The sequence below is a fragment of the Massilia orientalis genome, from assembly GCF_030411975.2.
Taxonomy (GTDB): Bacteria; Pseudomonadota; Gammaproteobacteria; order Burkholderiales; family Burkholderiaceae_D; genus Telluria; species Telluria orientalis.
The window spans coordinates 306,807-328,430 of the sequence record NZ_JASNRB020000001.1 but is presented as its reverse complement, the minus strand read 5'-3'; the positions used below and the strand labels follow the sequence as shown (position 1 = coordinate 328,430).

At 67.8% G+C, this 21,624-nt stretch carries 19 protein-coding genes; 13 read left to right on the top strand and 6 right to left on the bottom strand.

Annotated elements, in window-relative coordinates:
• Positions 1–7 precede the first annotated feature (7 nt).
• Positions 8–2,956, bottom strand: a complete 2,949-nt coding sequence (locus tag QPK29_RS01360) for a sensor histidine kinase (protein ID WP_371769398.1) — start codon at positions 2,954–2,956, stop codon at positions 8–10.
• A 99-nt stretch (positions 2,957–3,055) separates the two neighbouring features.
• On the opposite strand from QPK29_RS01360, the gene QPK29_RS01355 reads away from it, so the two are divergent.
• Together QPK29_RS01355 and QPK29_RS01350 are read left to right on the top strand one after the other, a co-directional pair.
• Positions 3,056–4,471 (top strand): cytochrome P450, encoded by a 1,416-nt coding sequence (locus tag QPK29_RS01355; protein ID WP_371769397.1) that lies wholly within the window; start codon positions 3,056–3,058, stop codon positions 4,469–4,471.
• A complete protein-coding gene (locus tag QPK29_RS01350) occupies positions 4,471–5,061 on the top strand; it encodes a hypothetical protein (protein ID WP_371769396.1) in 591 nt (196 codons plus the stop codon). The genes QPK29_RS01355 and QPK29_RS01350 overlap by 1 nt, the downstream gene beginning before the upstream one ends.
• A gap of 45 nt (positions 5,062–5,106) precedes the next feature.
• Here the strand turns inward: QPK29_RS01350 and QPK29_RS01345 are convergent, their stop codons facing one another.
• From QPK29_RS01345 to QPK29_RS01330, 4 genes are read right to left on the bottom strand one after another with little or no spacing between them, the layout of a single operon-like run.
• Positions 5,107–6,357: a M20 family metallopeptidase gene (locus QPK29_RS01345; protein WP_371769395.1), complete on the bottom strand. Its 1,251-nt coding sequence runs from the start codon at positions 6,355–6,357 to the stop codon at positions 5,107–5,109.
• Between the two features lies 1 nt (position 6,358).
• Positions 6,359–8,131 (bottom strand): 2-oxo-4-hydroxy-4-carboxy-5-ureidoimidazoline decarboxylase, encoded by a 1,773-nt coding sequence (uraD, locus tag QPK29_RS01340; RefSeq protein ID WP_371769394.1) that lies wholly within the window; start codon positions 8,129–8,131, stop codon positions 6,359–6,361.
• A 5-nt stretch (positions 8,132–8,136) separates the two neighbouring features.
• A complete protein-coding gene (gene puuE / locus QPK29_RS01335; protein WP_056125215.1) occupies positions 8,137–9,081 on the bottom strand; it encodes an allantoinase PuuE in 945 nt (314 codons plus the stop codon).
• Between the two features lie 15 nt (positions 9,082–9,096).
• A complete protein-coding gene (locus QPK29_RS01330) occupies positions 9,097–9,828 on the bottom strand; it encodes a GntR family transcriptional regulator (protein ID WP_082577480.1) in 732 nt (243 codons plus the stop codon).
• 116 nt (positions 9,829–9,944) lie between these two features.
• Between QPK29_RS01330 and uraH the strand changes: the two genes are divergently transcribed.
• From uraH to QPK29_RS01275, 11 genes are all read left to right on the top strand, one after another.
• Positions 9,945–10,304: a hydroxyisourate hydrolase gene (gene uraH, locus QPK29_RS01325; RefSeq protein WP_371769393.1), complete on the top strand. Its 360-nt coding sequence runs from the start codon at positions 9,945–9,947 to the stop codon at positions 10,302–10,304.
• Positions 10,305–10,508: 204 nt separating this feature from the next.
• Positions 10,509–11,753, top strand: a complete 1,245-nt coding sequence (locus QPK29_RS01320) for a urate hydroxylase PuuD (RefSeq protein WP_056125222.1) — start codon at positions 10,509–10,511, stop codon at positions 11,751–11,753.
• Between the two features lie 273 nt (positions 11,754–12,026).
• A complete protein-coding gene (locus QPK29_RS01315; RefSeq protein WP_371769392.1) occupies positions 12,027–13,556 on the top strand; it encodes a nucleobase:cation symporter-2 family protein in 1,530 nt (509 codons plus the stop codon).
• Positions 13,553–14,395 (top strand): outer envelope protein, encoded by an 843-nt coding sequence (locus QPK29_RS01310; protein ID WP_160407992.1) that lies wholly within the window; start codon positions 13,553–13,555, stop codon positions 14,393–14,395. The genes QPK29_RS01315 and QPK29_RS01310 overlap by 4 nt, the downstream gene beginning before the upstream one ends.
• A gap of 223 nt (positions 14,396–14,618) precedes the next feature.
• A complete protein-coding gene (locus QPK29_RS01305; protein ID WP_371769391.1) occupies positions 14,619–15,290 on the top strand; it encodes a tyrosine-type recombinase/integrase in 672 nt (223 codons plus the stop codon).
• A gap of 77 nt (positions 15,291–15,367) precedes the next feature.
• Positions 15,368–15,619, top strand: a complete 252-nt coding sequence (locus QPK29_RS01300) for an AbrB/MazE/SpoVT family DNA-binding domain-containing protein (protein ID WP_166856516.1) — start codon at positions 15,368–15,370, stop codon at positions 15,617–15,619.
• Positions 15,613–15,963 carry a type II toxin-antitoxin system ChpB family toxin gene (locus tag QPK29_RS01295; RefSeq protein WP_371769390.1) on the top strand — a complete coding sequence of 117 codons (351 nt, stop codon included), beginning with the start codon at positions 15,613–15,615 and terminating at the stop codon, positions 15,961–15,963. The genes QPK29_RS01300 and QPK29_RS01295 overlap by 7 nt, the downstream gene beginning before the upstream one ends.
• 9 nt (positions 15,964–15,972) lie before the next feature.
• A complete protein-coding gene (locus QPK29_RS01290) occupies positions 15,973–16,500 on the top strand; it encodes a hypothetical protein (protein ID WP_371769389.1) in 528 nt (175 codons plus the stop codon).
• Between the two features lie 164 nt (positions 16,501–16,664).
• The gene (locus QPK29_RS01285; RefSeq protein ID WP_371769388.1) at positions 16,665–18,110 is read left to right on the top strand and encodes an FAD-dependent oxidoreductase; all 1,446 of its coding nucleotides are present in this window, start codon (positions 16,665–16,667) and stop codon (positions 18,108–18,110) included.
• Positions 18,111–18,358: 248 nt separating this feature from the next.
• Positions 18,359–19,177, top strand: a complete 819-nt coding sequence (locus QPK29_RS01280) for a formate/nitrite transporter family protein (protein WP_371766803.1) — start codon at positions 18,359–18,361, stop codon at positions 19,175–19,177.
• A 22-nt stretch (positions 19,178–19,199) separates the two neighbouring features.
• The gene (locus QPK29_RS01275; protein ID WP_371769387.1) at positions 19,200–20,933 is read left to right on the top strand and encodes a protein kinase domain-containing protein; all 1,734 of its coding nucleotides are present in this window, start codon (positions 19,200–19,202) and stop codon (positions 20,931–20,933) included.
• Here the strand turns inward: QPK29_RS01275 and QPK29_RS01270 are convergent.
• Positions 20,930–21,547 carry a M17 family peptidase N-terminal domain-containing protein gene (locus tag QPK29_RS01270; RefSeq protein WP_371769386.1) on the bottom strand — a complete coding sequence of 206 codons (618 nt, stop codon included), beginning with the start codon at positions 21,545–21,547 and terminating at the stop codon, positions 20,930–20,932. The genes QPK29_RS01275 and QPK29_RS01270 overlap by 4 nt on opposite strands.
• Between the last annotated feature and the right edge of the window lie 77 nt (positions 21,548–21,624).

The following is a 21,624-nucleotide window of genomic DNA, read 5'->3' as shown; positions in this document are numbered from 1 at the left end:
CGGGTGTTCAGGCATAGGCGATCGGCGCCGGCACGCGCAGCGTCCACGCCGTGCCGTCGCCGGGCGACGTCTGGACCGTCAGCGCCGCGCCCAGCGTGCGGGCGCGCTCGCGCAGGCCGGGGATGCCCCAGTGGCCGTCGCGCCCGCGTTCGAGGTCGATATCGTCCGGCAGGCCGACGCCGTTGTCGGCGATCGTGACGACCAGCGCCGACGGCGCGTACTGCAGCGTGACGTCGACCGCACGTGCGCGCGCGTGCGTGAACGCATTCCACAGCGCTTCGCGGGCGATGGCGAACGCTTCGTCGGCGGCGGGTTCGCGCAGCCTGCGCGCGCGGCCGTCGGCATACAGGTGGAAGGCGATACCGGCATCGCGGGCCAGCGGTTCGGCGAAGCGGCGCAGCGCGCCCGCCAGGTCGGCATCGGGCACGGCGGACGTGCGCAGGCCGGCCACGCGGTCGCGGCCCTCGGCCACGACGCCATTGGCGCGCGCCAGGGCGGCTTCCAGCGGCGCGCGCGCGTCCGCCGTCAGCCGGCTGGCCGTGCTCCAGAACAGCAGCATCAGGCCCTGGATCGATTGCAGCAGCGTGTCGTGCAGTTCGCGCGCGATACGTTCGCGTTCGGCGGTCCGTTCGCCCATGCGGACGGCGAGCCGGCGTGCGGTCCGGCGCATCCAGAACAACTGCAGGCGCCATGCGACGACCACCGCCGCCACGACGCACAGGACGCGGAACCAGGTGGTCTGCGTCAGGCTCGGGGCGATGTCGAACGCGAGCGCGGCGCCCTCCGTGTTCCACACGCCGTCGTCGTTCGACGCGAGCACGCGGAACCGGTAGTGGCCCGGCCCGAGATTGGTGTAGTGGGCGGACCGCTCGCCGCCGTCGCGCCAGTCGTGGTCGACGCCGTCGAGCCGGTAGCGGAAGGCCACGCGCCCGGGCTCGCGGTAGGAGAGCGCGGTGAAGTCCACGTCCAGCGTGTCCGTCCCCGCCGGCAGGCGCATGCCGTCGCTGGCCGCGAACGCGGTCGCGCCGGACTTCAGGCCCGTGATGACGACGGGCGGCACCAGGGTATTGCGCGGCAGCGCGGCCGGGTCGAAGCCGTAGACGCCGCCAATCGTGGTGAACCACAGCGTGCCGTCGTCGCTGCGGGTCGCGGACGGCACCGGGATGATCGCCCCGGCCGTGCCGCGCAGGCCGTCGCGGTAATCGAGCCGGCCGTAGGAGACGGCGTACCCGGGCTCGCGCAACACCTGTTGCTGTTCGGCCGGCGTGATGCTGGAAATGCCGCCGGCGCCGTTGAGCCACAGGGTGCCGTCGCGCGCGAACACCATGCCCGTGATGCCGGCGAACGGCTCGCCGTTGCGGCCCGCGACGGGCGTGAAGCGGGTGCCGTCGAAATGCATGAGCCCATTCTCGCCGCCGATCCAGGCGCCGGCGCCGGCCGGCAGGATCTGGACGACGGTACCGACCGTGAGGCCGTCCGCGCGGCCGTAATGCCGTATCTGGCCGCCGTCGAGGAGGACGAGGTCGTCGCCCACGGAGCCGAACCAGACCCGCCCGCGCCGGTCCGCCGCGACGGTAGCCGCCGCGTAGGTCTCCAGTGCCGCGATGCCGCCCCCGGCGATCCACCGTCCCTCGCGCCAGGCCGCGACGCCGCGCCGGCCCAGCGCCATCCACAATGTGCCGGCGCTGTCCTGCGCCATCGCGTAGGTGGTGGCCGGGCCATCGATGCCGGGATGCAGGCGGCGCCATCCCGAGCCGTCCGGCCGCACGCTCCACAGTCCGCCGAAGCCGGCGGCCCAGACGTCCCCCGCCGGGCCCCGGTACAAAGCGGTGATCGTGTCGTTCACGCCGGGCGGCGCGTGGCCGTAGTCGCGCGCGGGCGCGCCGGGGGCGGCGAGCCACGCATGGCCGGCCCATACGCCGGCGCCCGCGCCGCCCGCGAGCGGCAGCGCGTCCGACGCGGCATCGCCCGACAGCGCCTCGGCCCGCACGCGCGGCGCGCGGAAGCGGTCGAGGCCGCTCTCGGTGCCGACCCAGACGTTGCGTTCGCGGTCCTCGAACACGGCCTGCACCTTGCGTCCGGAGAGCCCGTGCTCGGCCCACATGCGCCCGAGCCGGCCGTCCGCCGCGCCGCGCACGATGCCCGCGCCGTCGGCCACCCAGGCATGGCCGTCGCGGTCGAAGGCGAACAGGGTCGCGCCGTTCGGCACATCCCACGCGGACGGCGTTCCGCGCGCCGGGCCGGCCAGCATGCGCAGCGCGGAGCGCGCCTCGTCCGTCGCCCAGATGCTGCCGTCCGGGTGGACGACCAGCGGCAACAAGGTCGACAGGGGTGTGAGCAATTCGAAGCGGGCGCCTCCCTTCGGCAGCACGAACACGCCGGAGGTGCCGCCGGCCCACAGCGTGCCGTCGCGGTCCGCCAGCAGGGACGCGAACCCGCTGTCGGGCACCCCGAGCGCGGGATCGCATGGCTGCCAGCGGCCATCGGCGCCCAGGACGAGCAGGCCGCGGCCGGTGGCGAGCCACAGGCGGCCGCCAGCGTCGCGCGCGGCGGCAAAGACCGAGCCGGCCGGTCCTCCCGCCTTGCCGCCGGGGTAGTGGCGCATGCGGCCGTCCGCCATCAGGCTCACGCCGCCGTACTTGTAGCCGACCCACATCCGGCCATCGGGCAGCACGCCGATGCCGGCCACGTTCGACGACAGCGGCGCCTCGCTGCCTGCCGCGCGCAGGAAGCGCACGCCATCGAATTTGTACAGGCCGGACGTGCTGCCGATCCAGATCCAGCCGTCCGGGGTCTGCGCGATGCCGGTGATGTTGGAGGGCGCGCCCTCGCGGGCCGTCCAGCTGGCGTGCGGCAGGTCGAGCACGGGTGCCTTGTCCACGGGCGCCGCGTGGGCGGGGTGGATGCAGGCGACGGCTGCCACCAGCGCCGCGACGGGTCGAAAGATTGACGTCATTCCCGACAGTATAGAAGCTGCCGGTTCGGCGTGACAACTGATCGTCGATGTCGTTTTCGTTCAATACCGGGTTCGCGCGCCGGGCCGAGAATGCCAGGCATGAAAACGACCACGCCCCCCTCCTGCCCCTTCCACGCCGGCGCCGCGAGCAGCGCGCCGGCATCCCATCCACCCGGCACCTGGCCCCCCGGACCGCCCTCCGGCCTGACGGGCTGGCGCTTCCTGCGCGCGATGTCGCGCGACCTGCTCGGCGCATTGTCCGCCTGGCGCGACGAGTACGGCGGCATGGTGCACCTGCGGATCTGGCCCGAGCACCAGATCGTCGTCACCGACCCCGAACGGGTGCGTGAACTGCTCGTCGACCATCACGACGCGCTGGTGCGCTGGGAGCGCGCCATCGAGGTGTTCGCGCAAGTGCATGGCCACAGCACGCTCACCTCCGAAGGCGCCGCATGGCGCACGAAGCGGCACGCGTTGCAGCCCGCCTTCACGCCCAGGGCCGTGCAGGCCTTCCTGCCCGCGATGGCGCATGCCGCCGACGCCGCGTTCGCGCAGTGGCCGCGGTCCGACGCCGCCTGGGCGATCGAGAGCGCCTTCACGTCGCTGGGCATGGATGTGATCGTGCGGATGATGTTCTCGAGCGGGATCGCGGCGGACGCCCGCGACGCCGAACGGGCCGTGCACGACGTGGCCGTCGCCGGTAATGCCGAGATGTATTGGCCAAGGAGCTGGCCCGACTGGATGCCCTGGAAGGCAAGGAAGCGCCGCGCGCTCGCCACGCTCGACCGGCTGATCGACGGCCACGTGCAGGCGCGCATGGCGCTGCCGCGGGCCGACTGGCCGCAGGACCTGCTCACCCGCCTGCTGGCGCTGCACGTCGGCGACCCGGTCACGTGGCCCCTGAAGGCCGTGCGCGACGAGTGCATGTCGGCGTTCCTGGCGGGCCACGAGACGACGGCCGCGGCCCTGACGTGGTGGTCATGGTGCATGGCCGCGAATCCGTCCGCGCAGGCGGCCGCGCGCGCGGAGGTCGACGCCGTCCTGGAGGGCAGGCTGCCCACGGCCGCCGACCTCCCCGCGCTGGACTATCTGGGGCGCACCTTGCAGGAGACCCTGCGCCTCTATCCCGCCGCGCCCATACTCATCACGCGCCGGTCGGTGCGGCCGATCACGCTGGGCGGCTGGCAGCTGCCGGCCCGGACGATGTTCGGCATACCGCTGCACCTGATGCATCACGACGCCCGCTGGTTCCAGCAACCGGATGCGTTCCGCCCCGAGCGTTTCGCGCCCGGCGCGCCGGCCATCCCGCGCGGCGCCTTCATGCCGTTCGGGACGGGCCCGCGCGTGTGCCTGGGCCAGCATCTCGCGCTGGCGGAGATGACGCTGCTGGCCGCGATGTTCCTGCAGCGGTACATGGTCGAGGCGCCGGCCGGGATGGCGCCGCCGAAGCCCGTCTTCAACATCACGCTGAGGCCGGAGACGCCGCTCACGCTGCGCCTCACGGCGCGTAGCTGATGATCGCGCCGCGCCGCCTGCACCGGGCCGCGGGCGCCGTGCTCGCGGTGTTTTTGGTGGTGCACGTGGCGAATCACCTGGCGGCGCTGGCCGGCGTCGATGCCCATGTCCGCTTCATGGACGCCACGCGCCGCGTGTACCGGCAGCCGGTCGTGGAAGCCGTACTGCTTGCATGCGTGGTGCTGCAGGCGGCGAGCGGGCTGCGCATGCTGTGGACGGGGCGGCAGCGGCGGCGCGGCGTGCTCGCGTGGCTGCAGGCGGGATCCGGCGCGTACGTCGCGTTGTTCCTCGCGATCCACGTGGCGGCCGTGCTGGCGGGGCGCGCGGGCGGGCTCGATACGAATTTCCATTTCGCGGCGGCCGGCCTGCACGTGTGGCCGTTCGTGCTGTTCTTCGCGCCCTACTATTTCCTGGCGGGGGCCGCGCTGTTCGTCCACGTCGGGTGTGCGCTGCGGCGGGGCAGGGCGGTCGTCGCCGGCTTCGCGTGCGCCGGGCTCGTCGTCGCGGGGCTGCTCGTGGCCACGTTGATGGGCCAGATCGTACCCGTCGAGATACCGGCGCGCTACCTGGCGACGTTCGCGGGACAATGAAGAACGGGCGCCGAAGCGCCCGTTGCCGCGAGGGCGGAGGAAGACTTAGTCGAGCAGGTCGAACAGCGTCCGCGCCACGACCTTGGTCGCGCGGCGCAGGTCTTCCAGGTCGATGTGTTCGTCGGCGCGCTTGGCGTTGCTCTCGCCGACCGTGCGCGGACCGCAGCCGTACAGCACGGCCGGAACACCCGCTTCGCCGAACAGGCGCGCGTCCGTGTACAGCGGCGTGCCGGCCGCGCCGATCTCTTCGCCGAACACGCTGGTGGCATGGCGCGACAGCGCGTCGACCAGCGGCCGGTTGCCGTCCAGCGGCTGCAGCGCGTTCGCCAGCAGCATGCGCTTGATCTCGATGGTGATGCCCTGGCAGTCGGCGACGGCGTCCTGGATCACCTTGCGGATCGTCGCTTCGACGTCAAGCGGGTTCTCTTCCGGGATCATGCGGCGGTCGAGCTTCAGCACGACCTTGCCCGGCACGACGTTCGTGTTGGTGCCGCCTTCGATCAGGCCCACGTTCAGGTACGGGTGGTTGATGCCCTTGACCTGGCTCTTCACCTTTTTATATTGCGTGTTCTGGTCGTACAGCGCGACGAGGATGCGGGTCGCGGCCTGCAGCGCGTCGACGCCCGTTTCCGGCACCGCCGCGTGGCCCATCTTGCCGTTGACCGTCACTTCCATCTGCAGGCAGCCGTTGTGCGCGGTGACGACCTGGTAGCTGAAGCCCGCGGCGATCAGGAGGTCGGGCTTGACGAGGCCTTGCTGCAACAGCCAGCCCGGGCCCAGTTCGCCGCCGAATTCCTCGTCGTAGGTGAAGTACAGTTCGACACCGCCCTTCAGCGGGGCGCCCAGTGCTTCCAGGGCGCGGGTCGCGAACGTGAAGGTGGCGAAATCGCATTTGCTGACGGCGGACGCGCGGCCGAACAGCTGGCCGTCGACGACTTCGCCGCCGTACGGATCATGCGTCCAGCCTTCGCCCGGCGGCACCACGTCGCCGTGGGCGTTCATCGCGACGGTGCGGCCGGCGCCGTACTTGCGGCGCACGATCAGGTTCGTGATCGTCTCCAGGCCGGCCGCCTTGACGGTCGGCGCCGGGACCGAATGCTTCTCGGCCTCGAAGCCGAATGCCTTCAGGAGGTCGGCGGCGCGCTCGGCGTGCGGCGCGTTGTTGCCCGGCGGGGTGTCGGTCGGCACGCGCACGAGCTCCTGCAGGAAGCGCACTTCCTCGTCGAAGTGGGCGTCGATCCAGGCATCCAGCGCTTCGTAGGGCGCGGCGGTGTTGTTGTTGGCGGTCGTGGTCATGTCAGAATTCCGTGGCGAGTTGGTCGAGAAGGGCCTGGAAGGCCTTGACGCACAGGTCGGCGTCGTCGTTGGTGATGGATTCGAGCGGGTTGTGGCTGATGCCGGCATTCAGCCCGCGCAGGAACAGCATGGCCTGCGGCAGGATGTCGTGGATCTTCATCGCGTCGTGGCCGGCGCCGCTGGGCATGCGGAACACCGGCAGGCCGAGCGTCCCGACGGCGCGTTCCCAGCGCTGGCGCCATTCGGTCGCGCATGGCGCGGCGGCGGCGCGCATCGTTTCTTCCAGCGAGAACTGCAGGCCGCGGCGGGCGCAGATCGCGGCCAGTTCGGCCTGGATGTCGGCGGCCGCGGCATCGCGCACTTCATTGGTCGTGGCGCGCACGTCCAGCGAGAAGCGGCAGCGTCCCGGCACGACGTTGATCGAGCCGTTCGGCACCTCCAGCATGCCGACGGTGGCGACGAGATCCGGCACGGCGCCGCCGCGCTTCTCGGCGAACAGCACCAGCTCGGCCGCGGCGGCTGCCGCGTCGCGGCGCATCGTCATCGGCGTGGTGCCCGCGTGGCTGGCGACGCCGACGATCTCGCCGACGAATCGCACGCTGCCGTTGATCGAGGTGACGACGCCCAGCGGCAGGTCGAGGTCATTCAGCACCGGGCCCTGCTCGATGTGCGTCTCGACGAAGCCGAGATACCTGGACGGATCGCGCTTCAACGCCGCGATGTCGTCCACGTTGAGGCCCGCGTGCGCAATCGCGTCGCGCATCGTGACGCCGTCCGCATCCTTCTGGTCGAGCCAGTTGGTGTCGAAACCGCCGCACAGCGCGCCCGACCCGAGGAACACGGCCTTGTAACGCTGGCCTTCCTCTTCCGCGAAGCCGACGACTTCGATGCCGTACGACAGGCGCTTGCCCTGGCGGTGCAGTTCGCGCACGCAGGCCATCGGCACGAGGATGCCCAGGCGGCCGTCGTACTTGCCGCCGTTGCGCACGGTGTCGTAGTGCGAGCCGGTCAGCAGGCGTTGCGCGTCCGGATCGGCGCCATGATAGATGCCGACCACGTTGCCGACGGCGTCGATCGTGACGTCGTCGAAGCCGCAGTCTTCGCGCATCCATGCCGCGAGCTGCGCGGCGGCCGCGCGGTGCGCGTCGGTCAGGTAGGTCACGCACAGCTCTCCGCGCTCGGCGTAACCGGGTTCGCTGTGGGCGGCCAGCTGTTCATGCCAGTCCCACACGAGGTTGCCCAGGACCGGATGCTGGTCGAACTTGTCGTCCAGGCGGATCTCGGCGATGCGGTGGATGTTGCGCAGCGCTTCCGCGAATTCGAAGTCCGGGCCATTGGCCAGGCGGCGCGCGAACGTGGCGATGATCTCCGCCTTTTGCAGGCCCAGGCCGCGCGGACCGCGCACGGCGAGGATGAACGGGAAGCCGAACCTGGCGTTGTAGTCGGCGTTCAGTTGCTGGATGTTCGCGAATTCCTCCGGCGTGCAATTCGTCAGGCCGGCCTTGTTCTGTTCGTTCGTCGATTCGGCCGTCAGCGTCTTGCTGACCATCGCCTTGCCGGCGAGCTCCGGGTGGGCGCGGATCAGGCCCAGTTGTTCTTCACGCGACGCTTCGCGCACGGCTTCGACGAGGCCGCGCTTCAGTTGCGCCAGCGTGGCGAACGGGCGCTTGGCCCAGGCGCGCGCGGCGATCCAGGGCGAGTGTTCGTAGACGCCGTCCAGCAGGGCGGTGAAGCCCGCTTCGTCGGCGGCGTTGAGTGTCTCCAGCGTTAACATTGTGATTACTCCCACGCGAATGCGGTGTCGGGGTTGTAGGGATGCACGCTCTTCCAGTGGCGCGCGATGTCGATGCGGCGCGTGACCCACACGCGGTCGTGCTGTTCGATGTAGTCGAGGAAGCGCTGCAGCGCGCGGAAGCGTCCCGGACGGCCCAGCAGGCGGCAGTGCATGCCGATGCTGAGAATCGAGGGGCGCTCGCCGCCTTCCTGGTAGTGCACGTCGAACGCGTCGCGCAGGTAGGCGAGGAACGGGTCGCCGTGCGAAAAGCCTTGCGGCAGGGCGAAGCGCATGTCGTTCGTGTCCAGCGTGTACGGCACGACCAGTTGCGGGGCCTGCGTGCCGTCGGTCTTGCGGACCTTCAGCCAGAACGGCAGGTCGTCGCCGTAGTAGTCGCTGTCGTATTCGAAGCCGCCGTAGTCGGCGACGAGGCGGCGCGTGTTGGGGCTGTCGCGGCCCGTGTACCAGCCCAGTGCCCGTTCGCCCGTCAGGCGTTCGATGGCTTCCATGCCGCGCGCCATGTCCGCGCGTTCCGTCGCTTCGTCGACGTTCTGGTAGCTGATCCAGCGGTGGCCGTGGCACGCGATCTCGTGGCCCAGTTCCTTGAACGCGGCCGTCACGTCCGGAGAGCGTTCCAGCGCCATGCCGACGCCGAAGATCGTCAGCGGCAGCCCGCGCTTCTCGAATTCGCGCAGGATGCGCCAGACGCCCACCCGCGAGCCGTATTCGTAGATGCTTTCCATCGACAGGTGGCGGGCCGGGAACGAGGCCGGGTTGAACATCTCGGACAGGAATTGCTCGCTGCCGGCGTCGCCGTGCAGCACGCTGTTCTCGCCGCCTTCCTCATAGTTCAGGACGAACTGCACGGCGACACGGGCGCGGCCCGGCCAGTCGGCGTACGGTTGCTCGCGGCCATAGCCGGCGAGGTCACGTGGATAGTGCTGGGTCATGATGGTGTCTCTGATTCAATGGTGGAGGATGTCGGCCAGGTCCACGCGCTGCGGATCGAGGTGCAGGTTGTGCTGGACGTTGGCCAGGTGCTTCGAGACGAGGCGCACGGCCGCCTTGACGTCGCGCTTTTCGAAGGCGTCGACGATGGCCACGTGCTCGTCGAGGGATTCTTCCGCCGACTGCGACGACTGGCGCATCAGCGCGATCAGCGAGGAGCGCGTCAGGAGTTCGGACAGCATCTGCACGAGCACCTGGTTGCCGAGCATCTGCGCCAGCACGAGGTGGAAATCGCCCAGCAGGCGCGTGCGGCCCGGGACTTCCGCATTGTTGACGGCGGCGCGTTCCAGTTCCAGGTGTTCGCGCAGCTGTTTGACTTGCGCGTCGGTGATCGTCGCGCACAGCTGCTTCGTGACGGCCGTCTCGAGGATCGCGCGCACTTCGAACACGTCGTTCGCTTCCTCGGCCGTCGGGGTGGCGACGAACGCGCCGCGGGCCGGCTCCAGCACGACGAGGCGGTCGCGCGACAACTGGTTGAACGCCTGGCGCACGACGGTGCGCGACACCTTGAAGATGTCGCCGATCTTCTGTTCGGACAGCTTGGTGCCCGGCATCAGGCGGCGTTCGGCGATCGCGGTGGTGATGGAATCCACGATGCGCTGGGTGGCGCTGCCGGACGGCGCGCTCGCGGGCGTATCATGGTCCGCAGTCAAGGGGACGATCTTCAGGGGTTGGCGGGCTCGGTTCATGGTCGCTCGGAACAATAAGTGATTGACATCGTGTTTGAAGTGTATACACTTTTCAAAAAAAAGAAAACAGAAAGTGTATGCAATTTTTTACCTCAATCAACAAGAAAGGAAATCAGATGGGACACCTCAGCACCCACGTGCTCGATACGATGAACGGCTGCCCGGCCGCCGGCATGCGCGTCACCCTCGAAGCGCTCGACCATGACGGCAGCGCGCGCACGATCAAGACGCTCACCCTCAATGACGACGGCCGCAACGACGGCGGTCCGCTGCTGAATGCCGAGACGATGGCGGTCGGCCGCTACCGCCTCACGTTCAGTGTGGCGGCGTACTTCCGGGAGAAGGGCGTGAACCTGCCCGAACCGGCCTTCCTCGACATGGTGCCGCTCGAATTCGGCATCGCCGACGCGGCGGGCCACTACCACGTGCCGCTGCTGGTCAGCCCGTGGTCGTATTCCACGTATCGTGGCTCGTAAGCACGGCGCGTTGTTTTTCTCATAAAGTCATACCTTTTTTCAAAAAGATCGTATACAGTTGTTGTGTCGCCGCGGAGCGCATCGGCAGCAGGGCCCAGCCCCTCGCCGGTGGTTGCGATGATTTGCCCCTCACAGAGCCCGCTGTGGTGATGGGACAGCCTGGTGTGTTACTTGCGCCATGCTTCCTTTGTTTTTGAGGCTCTCATGGAAACCTATCTGCTCGACTGGGTGAATTTACTGTTGCGCTGGACCCACGTCATTACCGCGATCGCCTGGATCGGCGCATCGTTCTACTTCGTCTTTCTCGATAACTCCCTGACCAAGCCGACGTCGCCCGACCTCGTCCAAAAAGGCGTCGACGGCGAACTGTGGGCCGTGCACGGCGGCGGTTTCTACCATCCGCAGAAATACCTCGTCGCCCCCAAATCCATGCCCGAGGGCCTGCACTGGTTCTATTGGGAGAGCTACGCCACGTGGCTGTCCGGTTTCGGCCTGTTCACCGTGCTGTATCTGTTCAACGCCGGCACCTTCATGGTCGACAAGCAGGTGCACGACTGGACGGCCGGCGCCGCCGTCGGCACCGCGCTGGGCTTCCTCGTCGCGTTCTGGCTCGTGTACGACACGATCTGCCGCACGTTCGGCCGCAGGAAGAACGGCGACGCCATCGTCGGCGCGATCATTTTCGCGTTCGTCGTGTTCGCCGCCTGGCTCGCGTGCCAGCTATACGCCGGCCGTGCCGCCTTCCTGCTGGTCGGCGCCATGCTGGCCACGTCGATGAGCGCCAACGTGTTCTTCTGGATCATCCCCGGCCAGCGCAAGGTGGTCGCGCAGCTGAAGGCCGGCCAGCCGGTCGACCCGATCTACGGCTGGCGCGCCAAGCAGCGCAGCGTCCACAACACGTATTTCACGCTGCCGGTGCTGTTCGCGATGCTGTCCAACCACTACGGCTGGCTGTACTCGGGTGAGAACAACTGGGTCGTGCTGGTCCTCATGATGCTGACCGGCGCCCTGATCCGCCAGAGCTTCGTCGCCCGCCACAAGGCGCTGGTGCACGGCAAGCGCGTGCCGTGGGAATTCGCCGGCTTCGGCGTGGCCGCCATGCTGGGTCTCGTCGTCTTCCTGACCCCGAAGCCCGAGGCGGACCTGCCGGTGATCGCGTCCGCCGCGCCCGTGAACAGTGCCGCAGCCGCCGGCGCCACCGCGCAGAACGTCAGCTTCGACCAGGTGAAAGGCGTCGTCGCCCAGCGCTGCGCGATGTGCCACTCGGCCGCCATGGCCAGCAAGGGCATCTCGTTCGATTCGCCCGATTCGATCAAGCGCCACGCCCAGCAGATGTACCAGCAGGCCGTCGTGACCAAGCAGATGCCGCTGAATAACGCCACCCAGATCACGCCGGATGAGCGCAATCTCATCAAGCGCTGGTACGAAGAGGGCGCCCCGACCAACTAACCCGTTGTACCCTGTCCGGCGGCCCTCCACAGCGGGCCGGCGGACACGCTCGCGCGCCCGGCCCAGATGGCCGGCGCGTGGCGGGCGGCATGCTTCTTTTGGTTTCGAACGCAGTCCAGCAGTTCATAAAAAACTAAAGGGCCTCGGAGAACCGTCGCGAGCGGCAGCCATGCCGTCCGAGAAGCGCAGCTGTACGAGTAGTACAGCGAGCATCGCAGGACGGCAGGGCAACGCGCAGCAGGTTATCCGAGGTCCCACTACAGGAGACAAAGCATGACCCAGCCGTCCCGCCATCCGGTGGACGAACGGCTGCCGCTCGCGCGCCTCGGTGCGCTCGGGTTGCAGCACGTCCTCGTCATGTACGCCGGCGCCATCGCCGTCCCCCTCATCGTGGGACGCGCACTCAAACTTCCGCCCGAACAGGTCAGCATGCTGATCTCGGCCGACCTGTTCTGCTGCGGGATCGTGACACTCATTCAATCCCTCGGCCTGACATCCTGGTTCGGCATCCGCCTGCCCGTGATGATGGGCGTGACCTTCGCGGCCGTCGGTCCGATGGTCGCCATCGCGAATGCGGTCCCCGGCGTCGACGGGGCGCGCGCGATCTTCGGTGCCGGCATCGGCGCCGGTGCCGTGGCGCTCCTGCTCGCGCCCCTGATGAGCCGCTTGCTGCGGTTCTTCCCGCCGGTCGTCACGGGCACCATCATCCTGATCATCGGCGTGACCCTGATGCGCGTCGGCGTGGGCTGGGCGATGGGCGGTCCGGAAAGCACGGCGCAGAGCGTCGATACCGTGAAACTGGCGGCGATGGTCGATGCGGCGCGCGCCAGCGCCGCGCAGGCCGCGGCCGCGCTGCCGCCGGGTGCGGAGGCGCCGGCGCTGAAGCTCGCCGGCCCCGTGCCGATGACGCCGAACCCGAACTACGGCGCGCTGGACCACCTGGGCATCGCGGCCTTCGTGCTGGCCGTCGTGCTGTGCCTCGTCCGGTTCTGCCGCGGCTTCCTGGCCAATATCTCCGTCCTGCTGGGCATCGTGGCCGGCTGCGTCGTCACGTTCGCGCTGGGCGAGATGAACTTCGACAAGGTGGGCGAGGCCGCCTGGTTCCAGCTCGTGACGCCGCTGGCGTTCGGGACGCCCACGTTCGACCTGGTCATGATCGTCACGTTCGCCGTCGTCATGATCGTCGTGATGATCGAGTCGGCCGGCATGTTCCTCGCGCTGTCAGAACTGACGGGCAAGGATCTCGACCGGAAACAGCTCGCCGCGGGCCTGCGCACGGACGGCCTGGGCACGCTGATCGGCGGCCTGCTGAACACCTTCCCGCATACGAGCTTTTCGCAGAACGTGGGCCTCGTCGCCGTCACGGGCGTCAAGAGCCGCTGGGTGTGCGTGGCCGGCGGCATCATCATGATCGTGCTGGGCATGCTGCCGAAAATGGCCGCGCTGGTCGAAGCGATTCCCCAGTTCGTGCTGGGCGGCGCGGGTCTCGTCATGTTCGGCATGGTGGCCGCGGCGGGCATCCGCATCCTGACGCGCGTGGACTTCCGGAGCAACCGCTACAACCTGTATATTGTCGCCCTGTCGATCGGCTTCGGCCTGATCCCATTGGTGGCACCGCGCTGGGCCCAACAGATGGCCCACAGCCTGCATCCGTTGCTGGAGTCGGGCATCCTGCTGACCGCCGTCGCCGCGGTCGCACTGAACCTCTTCTTCAACGGTACCCGCGACATCCCGGCCGAGAACCACGGAGACGCTGGCGCCACCAACAACCACCCACCTATCGCCCAAGGGAGCAAAGCATGAAAAAAACCGTCCTGACCATGGCGCTGTGCGCATGCGCGGCAACGTCCGTCCAGGCCGCGGAATGGAGCGACACGTCGATCGGCTACCGCACCGGCGGCCGTTTCCGCGAGCCGTTCAACGCCAGTGAAATCCACAAGGACATCATCGACATCAACCACGTGAGCGGTTATGCCTACGGCACGAACTTCTTCAACCTGGATGTCCTGTTGTCGAACAAGACCGATCCGTCCGCGCCGGGCGCCAAGTCGGGCGCGCAGGAGTTCTACCTCGTGTACCGCAACACGATCTCGCTGGGCAAGGTGAGCGGCAGGGAGTTCGCCTACGGCCCCGTGAGCGACGTGGGCCTGACGCTGGGCTTCGACGCCAACACGAAGGACGATGCCGGCTACAACTCGAAGAAGCGCATGCTGGTCGTCGGCCCGACGCTGGCCTTCAAGGTTCCGGGTCTGCTGAACGTGGGTATCTACGGCCTGTGGGAGAGCAACGCGCCGAACAATGAATTCACGCAGACCAGCGTCTCGCGCTACCGCTACGACACGCACCCGATGCTGGGCGCCGTGTGGGCGTTCCCGATCGGGGCGTCGGGCTGGTCGTGGGAAGGCTTCGCGAACTGGATCGCGGCTAAGGGCAAGGACGAATTCGGCAACCAGACGGCGCCGGAAACGAACATCGACATGCAGCTGCTGTACGACCTGGGCCCGCTGCTGGGCGCCAAGCCGAAGACCTTCCGCGCCGGCTTCGCCTATCAATACTGGCACAACAAGTTCGGCAACGACAGCAAGCGCGTGCCGGGCGCCTCGGCGAGCACGCCAATGGTCAAGGCAGAGTACCACTTCTGATTTCCGAGTAGGACGGGACGGCACGGCGGTGCCGGCCCGTCGTTGCCACCGGCGCGCTTGCCTTCGGGCGGCGCGCCGTTTTTTATTGCCGATGCCGTTTGTAGGGGAGCGGCCAGATGGACCTTTCCGAGGACTGAGCTGGGCAGCGTGTTAGACTTAAAAAAGATGCCTGCGGGCGTCTCCCTCTGAATCCGTTTACAACGCATCTTGTTCAGAGGTTCCAATGGCCCAAGCAACCACGCTCCAGCCGGGGCAAATCCGTCACCTTCTTCGCGTCACAGCGGCAACCAGTCGACATCCTGAGCGTGACTGTCTAATTTTGCTTCTCGGCCTAACGGCCGGCATGCGCGTGACCGAAATTGCTCAGATCGAGGTGCAGGATGTGCTGTTCCCATCGGGTGCGCTACGCGAAGAAATTAGCCTGCGCGCGGCGATCACAAAGGGATGCCGGCAGCGCTGCATCTACCTGAGCCATGCCAAGGCCATCGAGGCGCTTGATCGGTACTTGGGCTATCGGGCCGAGCGGCGCTTACGAACGACCGGCGATCCAGGCCGCTATCGAGGCCTTGAACCGTCGAGTAAGCTTATCCTGACGCACAAGGGCTACAAGTTCCACCTGAACACCAAGCGGCGCGTAAGCTGGGAGGGCGAGCAGGTGGAGTACTTAGCATGCGACAGCTTGCAATCTCACGTCACGACGCTATACCGCGATGCCGGCATAAAGGGTGGTTCGTCGCACAGCGGCCGGCGCACAATGGCGTCACGGCTCATCCAGCAAGGCGAGGACGTAGAAACTGTCCAGCTGCTTTTAGGACATGCCGAGCTCAACCACGTTCGCCCATATCTTCAAGTGTCGCAAAAGAGGCTGGAAGCGATGTTTGAAACAGTGGTTTAAGGCGTATCTACATTGTAGAATTTGCTTGCCATGCCGAATTTTGGGTAATACAATGTATCTACATTGGAGGTGTAACTATGGAACTCTCGATTCAAAAGTGGGGCAACAGCGCGGCCGTTCGACTGCCGTCTACTTTGTTGAGTCAACTAGGCGTTGCGCTTGGCGACAAACTGAGCGCTGACATGCAGCCGGAAGGGCTGGTATTGCGGCCTGCTCGCAAAGCCTACTCCCTCGCTGATCTGATGGCGCAATGCGATTTGAAGGCGGCGCCTCCTGTAGACGTGGAGGCTTGGGAAGGCACCAAACCTGTAGGCCAAGAAGTATGGTGAGGCGTACCACGTTTAACCGTGGGGATATCGTTCGCGTGAACCTTAACCCAACAGTAGGGCGAGAACAGCAAGGCGATTTTCGTCCATGCCTTGTACTCTCGCCGGCTGCGTTCAATCTGATGGGGGTGGCGTTAGTGGCCCCGATTACCCAAGGTGGCGACTTCGCTCGCTATGCGGGCTTTGCGGTGCCGCTGAGTGGATCGGGCACAGAGACTCAAGGTGTCGCGCTCGTGAATATGATTCGCACGATGGATTTGACCGCTCGCGGGGCAAAGAAAATCGAAGCGGCTCCTGAGTTCGTGGTCGAGGACGCACTTGCTCGGTTACGGGCCGTTCTGGAGTAAGGAAAAGACTTGAAAACAAATCCAACAACCTGTGTCGGCGCATTCCTTCTAATGTGCCTTGCGCATTGCAGTGTAGCGGCTGATCTGCATAGTATGACCACGGCAGATGCTGTGAAACTCGCAACATCGATCCCTGTTACGACGTCATCAGGCGCCGGCAGTAATGTCGAAGCAAGGATGAGAAGTATTGGCCTTACGATCACTGGCGGCAAGGCGTACAGCTACGACACCAAAAGCGAGCTTGAGCAACCGGGCGATAAAGTCGGAGACCTACACTTCACGATCCAGGGAACCCAGCCAACAGCTGAGTTCAAAAGGGCGACATGCGATATGTGGGGCGACGCTGACTTCATGAAACGGGGGGGGGAAGTTCTACCCAGAGAACCGTACGGCAAACTGGCTGATGACAGGTCAGTGCTCCACGCGCTTCGCAAAACCACGCTGATCATCCCGGAAAAGATATGGCATTTGGATGCTGCGCATGCGCAATGGAGGTCTTCAGGACTGCCGACCACCAAATTGACGAACAGAGGCTGACGCCGCTCCTGGACAAGCTTCGTGAGGAAGGGGTTTATGAGGTATACATCGAAGCCGTGAAGACCTGTAACTGCGGTTGTCACGTCGATGGCCCCTACACAGTGATGTGCTAACTCAACGGAAAAGAGCGCATTAACGCTCTCCGTCGAAATACAGGTGAACCAATGCAAACAAGCGACCACGACATCATCATCGTCGGCGCCGGCCCCACGGGCCTGATGCTGGCCGCCGAACTGGCGCTCGCCGGCGTGGACGCCGCCATCGTCGAACGCAAGCCGGCGCAGGCCCGCGTGGGCGGCCGCGCCGGCGGGCTGCACGCGCGCACGCTCGAACTCCTCGACCAGCGCGGCATCGTCGACCGTTTCCTCGCCGCGGGCAAGACGCACCCGCGCGTCAGTTTCCACGCCGCCCTCGACATCAGCGATTTCCCGACCCGCCACAACTACCTGCTCGCGCTGGCGCAGGAACAGACCGAACGGCTGCTCGCCGCGTGGGCCGACGAATTGAACGTGCGGATTGTCCGCGACCGGGACGTGGACGGTATCGCATGCGACGACGACGGCGTCGACGTCACGACGACGCAGGGCACGCGCATGCGCGCGCGCTGGCTGGTCGGCTGCGACGGCGGCCGCAGCCGCATCCGCAAGCTGGCCGGCATCGGCTTCCCCGGCTGGGACGCGTCGACGAGCTGGATCATCGCCGAAGTGAAAATGCGCGAAAAGCCGGTGCTCGGCTTCCACGAGGACGCGACCGGCCGCCACGCGATGTCCATGCTGGCGGATGGCGAGACGGTCGGCGTCGTGCTGGCGGGTCGCGATCCGCGGGCGGCCGGCGAGCCCACGCTCGACGAACTCGCCGCGGGCCTGAACGCCATCTACGGGACCGATTTCGGCGTCCATTCCCCCACGTGGCTGTCCCGCTTCAGCGACGCCGTGCGCCAGGCGGACAGCTATCGCAGGGGGTGCATCCTGCTGGCGGGCGACGCCGCGCACATCCATCCGCCGCTGGGCGGGCAGGGCCTCAATCTCGGCGTGCAGGATGCCGTCAACCTCGGGTGGAAGCTGGCGCAGGTCGTGCAAGGTATCTCGCCGGCGGCGCTGCTCGATACCTACCAGGCCGAGCGCCATCCCGCCGCCGCGCGCGTGCTGCGCAACACGATCGCGCAGGGCGTGCTGCGGCGCCCGGACGACCGCACGCCCGTGCTGGGCGAATTCGTCGCGGAGATGCTCGCGATGGACGAACCCCGCAAGCGTTTCGGCGCGGTGATCGCCGGCCTGGACATCCGCTACGACCTGGGCGAGGGCCACCCGCTGCTCGGGCGGCGCATGCCCGACCTGGACATCGTCACGGCGGCGGGGCCGACCCGCGTCCACGCGCTGCTGCATGACGCGCGGCCGGTGCTGCTCGATCTCGGGCTGGACGCCACGGTCGACGGCGGCCGCGTGAAACGGGTCGAGGCGACGTTCGATGGCGTGTGCGAACTGCCCGTCGTCGGCGTGGTGACGCTGCCCGCCGCGGTGCTGATCCGGCCCGATGGCCATGTGGCGTGGGCCGGCGATGGTGGCGCGGACGGCCTGCGCGCCGCGTGCGCGGCCTGGTTCGGCGCCTGACCGGGGCAACGGCGCGCATCGCGCCACACGGCCTGCATCGTTCGTGTGCACGCGCGTGGGCGTCCTCTCCAACAATGGTGCGCCACCGCACCAGCAGGCAGCGCCGGCACGTTCGCGGTGCGCAGGTCCGTGAGAATCGCCCCGGTCTGATGCGGGCCCGCTTCTTGCATAACTCCCCATGACGGCGCAATCGACGCCGGATCACCGATCAACATTGCCGCGTCAGCGCGGTTCCTAGGGAGTATTTCATGGCGTACCTGGTGCCTTCAGAATTCGTGACCAAGATGGTCGACGCGGGCGAATCCAAGATCTATATGTCCACGCGCGATGCGCTGATCCGCGCCTACATGGCCGGCGCCATCCTTGCCCTGTCGGCGGTGTTCGCCGTCAGCTGCTCGGTGGCGACGGGCGTGCCGCTGATCGGCGCGCTGCTGTTCCCGGTGGGCTTCTGCATGCTGTACCTGCTCGGCTTCGACCTGCTGACCGGCGTGTTCGTGCTGACGCCGCTGGCGCTGATCGACCGGCGGCCCGGCGTCACGCTGCCGCGCGTGATCAAGCACTGGGGCATCGTCTTCGCCGGTAACTTCCTCGGCGCGTTCACCGTGGCCTTCCTGATGGCGTACATCTTCACGTTCGGCTTCCACACGGACGGCGGCGTGCTGGCCAAGACCATCGGCACCATCGGCGAAAAACGCACGCTGGGCTATGCGGAATACGGCTTCGCCGGCATGGTCACCCTGTTCATCCGCGGCATGCTGTGCAACTGGATGGTGTCGACGGGCGTCGTGGGCGCCATGATCTCGACGACCGTCGGCGGCAAGGTCATCGCCATGTGGATGCCCGTGATGCTGTTCTTCGCGATGGCGTTCGAGCACTCGGTCGTGAACATGTTCCTGTTCCCGTTCGGGATCCTGACCGGCGCCCACTTCACCTTCCTCGACTACCTGGTCTGGAACGAGATCCCGACCGTGCTGGGCAACCTCGTCGGCGGCCTCGCGTTCACCGGACTGACGCTGTACTCGACGCACGTGAAGACGGCGCCGAAGCGTTCGTTCAACAAAGTCTGACGACGCGCGCGCCGGCGGTGCCATGTCGCAGCCTTTGACGCTGTCCGTCGGCCAGCACACGGACCGCGGCCGCAAGGCGGTCAACCAGGATTGCCACGGCGTGGTGATCCCGCGCGCGCCGCTCGCCGCGACAAAGGGCGCCGCGCTCGCGCTGGCGGACGGCATCAGCAGCAGCGCCGTGAGCCACGTCGCCAGCGCGACCGCCGTCGCGGCCTTCCTCGACGATTACTACGCGACGGCGGACGCCTGGTCGGTCCGGACGTCGGCCGAGAAGGTGCTCGCTGCCGTCAATGCGTGGCTGTATGCCCAGACGCGGCAGGGCCAGGACCGCGCCGACCAGGACTGCGGCCACGTCTGCACGTTCTCGGCGCTGGTCATCAAGTCGAACACCGCCCACCTGTTCCACGTGGGCGACGCGCGCATCTACCGCGTCCACGCGGGCGCAGGGGGCGCCAGCCTGGAACAGCTCACGACCGACCACCGCGTGTGGGTATCGCCCGAGCGCAGCTACCTGAGCCGGGCGCTGGGCGTGCAGGACCGTATCGAGATCGACTACCGCGCCGTGGCGCTGGAAGCCGGCGACCTGTTCATGCTGGCCACGGATGGCGTGTACGAGCACGTGTCGGGCGCCGACGTGCACGCCGCGCTGAAGGACGCGCCGGACCTGGACGCGGCCGCGTGCCGCCTCGTGCAGCGCGCGCTCGCCAACGGCAGCGCGGACAACCTGACCGTGCAGCTGGTCCGCATCGAATCGCTGCAGGCGCGCGAGGCGTCCGAACTGCTGCGCCAGATGGCGGGCCTGCCGCTGCCGCCGCTGCTGGCCCCGCGCGCGGAGCTCGACGGCTACCGCATCGTGCGCGAGGTGCACGGCAGCAGCCGCAGCCACGTCTACCTGGCCGAGGATCCGCACAGCGGCGCTCAAGTCATCCTGAAAACGCCTTCCATCGAGCTGGCCGGCGACCGCGCCTACATGGAGCGGTTCGTGATGGAGGAATGGATCATGGGGCGCGTGCGCAGCCCGCACGTCGTCAAACCGGCGCCGGCGCGGCGCCGCAGCCATGTCTATGTGGCGGCCGAATACATCGAGGGCGTCACGCTGGCGCAGTGGTTGCGCAGCCAGCCGCGTCCCGGGCTGGACGCCGTGCGCCGCATCGTCGACCAGGTGGCGAAAGGGCTGCGCGCGTTCCACCGGCTCGAGATGCTGCACCAGGACGTCCGCCCGGAGAACGTCATGATCGATGCGGCCGGCAACGCGCGCATCATCGATTTCGGCTCGGTGAGCGTGGCCGGCGTCGTCGAGATGGCCTCCCATGACGAGGACTGGACGCTGCAGGGCGCCGCGCTGTACGCCGCACCGGAGTACTTCCTCGGCGAACGCGGCACCGTGCGGTCGGACGTGTTCGCGCTGGGCGTCCTCACATACTTCATGCTGACGGGGGAACTGCCGTACGGCGTCGGGATCCCGCGCGCGGCCGGGCGCGCGGCGCAGCGCCGGCTCGCGTACACGCCCGCGCGCGCACACGATCCGTCGATCCCCGCCTGGGTGGACGCGGCGCTGCACAAGGCGCTGCAGATCGATCCGCGCCGGCGCTACGAGGACGTCGCCGAATTCGTGTACGACCTGCACCATCCGAACAGCGCGTTTGCGCAGCGCACGCGGACGCCGCTGATCGAGCGTAGTCCGCTGCTGTTCTGGAAGGCGGTGTCGTTGGGGCTGGGGGTGGCGCTGGTGGCGGACCTGGCGTTGCGGCGCTAGGTGCGGGCCAGCCGCGCGAACGCCTCCGCGAACGCGCGTCCCGCGGCCTGCGCCCGTGGCGCGCCCACGTCGAACGTGCAATGACGCAGCGACGGCGGCGGCGCGAGGCCGGCGTCCGCCAGCATGTGCTCCGCGCGCAGCGCGCCCAGCATCCCGTCCAGCATCACGTTCTGCATGTCGAGCGGCGCATTGTCCGTGTGGCCCGCATCGAGCACGCTGGGCGCGAACGCCATCGACACGGCGCCGTGGCGGACCGCCTCGCGCAGCGCGACGCGGCAGGCGCGGCGCAGCATCTCGCCGTCCAGCAGCGCCGGATCGCCCATGCCGATCACGAGCACGGCGCGCGGCACCACGGCGGGCGGAGGCGACGTGATGAGCAGGGTCTCCAGCGGCTGCGCGCGGAATGCGCCAGCGGACCGCAGGCGCGCCAGCTGGCCGCCGAGCGCCTGGTCCAGCGCCAGCAGCCCGCCGGCCATGCCGCCGTTCATTTCGTGCTCGAACATGCAGGCCACGCTGACATCGACGTCGGCGTGGGACGGGCCCCACGCGACGACGTCGAACACGACGCCGTCGGCGGTGCCGATGGGCAGGCGGATGGGAGTGGTATCGGTCATGATGGGAGCATCGTACCGCCGATCGCGCCGGCATGCACCGGCCGAAGGTCAGGGGTGCGGACATATAATGTCGGTCT